The organism is Kitasatospora sp. LaBMicrA B282 (assembly GCF_050325825.1).
Classification (GTDB): Bacteria; Actinomycetota; Actinomycetes; order Streptomycetales; family Streptomycetaceae; genus Kitasatospora.
In genome coordinates, this window is record NZ_JBNQTI010000312.1 from 1 (window position 1) to 2,364 (window position 2,364).

At 72.6% G+C, this 2,364-nt stretch carries 2 protein-coding genes; one reads left to right on the forward strand and one right to left on the reverse strand.

From position 1 onward, the window contains the following. Positions 1 to 161: 161 nt before the first annotated feature. A complete protein-coding gene (locus ACQRUO_RS38800) occupies positions 162 to 1,211 on the reverse strand; it encodes a glycosyltransferase family 2 protein (protein WP_428320894.1) in 1,050 nt (349 codons plus the stop codon). 816 nt (positions 1,212 to 2,027) lie between these two features. Between ACQRUO_RS38800 and ACQRUO_RS38805 the strand changes: the two genes are divergently transcribed. Then, the gene (locus ACQRUO_RS38805) at positions 2,028 to 2,294 is read left to right on the forward strand and encodes a hypothetical protein (protein WP_428320895.1); all 267 of its coding nucleotides are present in this window, start codon (positions 2,028 to 2,030) and stop codon (positions 2,292 to 2,294) included. Positions 2,295 to 2,364 lie beyond the last annotated feature (70 nt).

The following is a 2,364-nucleotide window of genomic DNA, read 5'->3' on the forward strand; positions in this document are numbered from 1 at the left end:
GATCCGCCGGCACGCCCAGCCGGGCGCCACCCAGCCGCCAGGCTGGGTGATGGGGGTACCTCCCGGCCGAAGGCTGGGGGAGCCGCGCGCTGATCCGACGCGAATTGTCAGACAGGCCCTAGGCCGGCCGGTTCCCTGCGCCGGCGGTCGGCCCCGCCGGGTCAGCCCCGGCGCAGGGTCGCCTTCAGGGTGCGGGGCAGGCGCCCGGCCCGGCGCAGTTCGTCGTAGCCCCGGCGTGCATCGCGGGCCGCGAGCCGGTACTGCACCCCCAGCACGCCGCCCGGGTAGCGATAGCCGGCCGGGCGGTGGGCGGCGAAGTGGGCGGCGATCCGGTGGAAGAAGTCCCGGCGCAGCTCGGCCGGGACCAGCCCGGGGGTGTCGTAGACGGTCAGCGCCTGCCGCACGGTCCGGTCGAAGACCAGCGAGCGCAGGTCGTCCAGCTCGGGGTGCCGGTCCAGGAAGGCGAAGATCGCCTGGTACTGGGCGAAGGCGTCGGCGTGCTTGGGGGAGGCCGTCGCGGTGATCGCGCCGGGGCGTCCGCGCCGGTAGTTGTAGCAGGCGCGGTCCAGGTAGCGGAGCCGGTCGGCGGCCAGCAGTGCCGGGTAGGTCACCGAGATGTCCTCGTAGAACCCGCGGCCGAAGGAGACCTCCAGACCGTCCAGGAACGCGCGGCGGAAGACCTTGTTCCAGACCGAGAGCACCGTGCGCAGCAGCGCCGGGTGCTCGCGCAGCGTGCTCCCCTCGGGGCGCTCCAGCGGGGAGCCGGCCAGCAGGTGGCGCCAGGGGTTGGGCTCGGTGCTGTCGTCGGGGTAGACGTGGTTGAAGCCGGTGAGCAGCACGTCCGGCTCCAGCCCCCGCTCGGCCGCCGCCCGCAGCTCGGCGAGCACCGCGGCCAGGGCGCCCTCGGGCAGCCAGTCGTCGCTGTCCACGCACCACAGGTAACGGCCGCGGGCCTCGGGCAGCGCGGCGATCCGGGCCCCGCCCAGCCCCTGGTTCTCCGCCAGGTGCAGCACCCGCAGCCGCGGGTCGCGGGCGGCGTACTCGTCGAGGATGGCGCCGCAGCCGTCGGGGGAGCGGTCGTCGACCGCGATCACCTCGAAGTCGGCTCCGGCGGTGTCGCCCTCCTGGTCGGCCAGGATCGAGTCCAGGCAACGCGGCAGGAACCGCTCGACGCCGTGGACGGGCAGGATGATGCTGAGCAGGGGAGGCACCCGGCAACTCTAGCGACCCCGCTCGGCGGGGCCGGTCCCGGCCGGTCGCGGTCCGTCCCGGCCGGCAGGCCCTGCACCTGGGCAGGACCCGCGCCTGGAGACGTAGCCGCCGGTGTCGCGGCAGAGCGGCGACACCGGCGGTCGTTGGCGGCCCGGCCGACCCTCAACGGCCGGCCGCCCGTCCTCCACCGCCTGAAGTCGGAGCGCCGCAGCGTTGGGGCGGTCCGGACAGTTGACTCAGGGGGTGGTGGAAGTCTGTGGGGTGGAGCTGTGGTCCCGCTCGACGGGCACTGGAGGGGGCCAGTGTTCACCAGTCGAAACCAGTTGCAAACCTCGGCGCACGGAGTGTGATCCTCCCCACGTCCGTGCGCTCGCAACAGATACTGCTTAGAAGTAACGAGCGCGTCAATCCCCCACCAGTATTCAGTTTCCGAACGTCGACCGCCAATCCTTCACGCGGCGTGTCCGCCCGGGGTCGTCACGGTGGTCGGCGGTCGCCCGGCTGGGAGTTCGCTGGGATCCGGCTGGGAGGTTTGGTGGGGGTCGCGGCCGGTGAGTGATAGGAGTGTCGGCTGGAGATCGGTGGGGGTGTCCTGACGCAGTGTCGGTCTGATGGTCAGTCAGGGGGGTGATGTGGGCGGGTTCGGTCGGAATTTCCGCTATCGATGCCCAGTCGTGACAAAGCCTGGGGTCCCTGGTGCCACGTGAGTTGTCATCACACGATACGGTGGCAGAACACCAGGACGGTTGCGTGAGGACCGTCTCTCACGGATAGTCTTCGCCTCACGGCCCTGGCGCCTCGTAGGGGTGGGAATCATGGAACACATGCAAGTGCGGGACAGGCCCCGAGTGCCGGCCATTCAGTGCGGCGTGGGCGCGACCGGTCGGCGGATCGAGCGCCACCTGTCCGTACTCGGCGCGCCTGCCGTCCCCGCGGTCGACACCGCGGAGGCGCTCGGCCTGATAAGGGAGCTGACGCCGCGTGGCGTGAGCACCAAGGCGGTGCGCCGTCGCACCACCCGGGTGCTGCTGCTCTCCCCGCTGCGTCGGCTCAAGCGGAGCCTCTTCGGCAGCCGGGGCTGACCTCGACGTGGGGGGGGAGGAGGGGGGGCGCAACCCCCCCCCCCCCCCCTCCCCCCCCCCCCCCCCCCCC

What these genes read in the sequence shown, in the direction of transcription:
- ACQRUO_RS38805 (WP_428320895.1), top strand. Translation starts at nt 2,028, where the DNA reads ATGGAACACATGCAAGTGCGGGACAGGCCCCGAGTGCCGGCCATTCAG.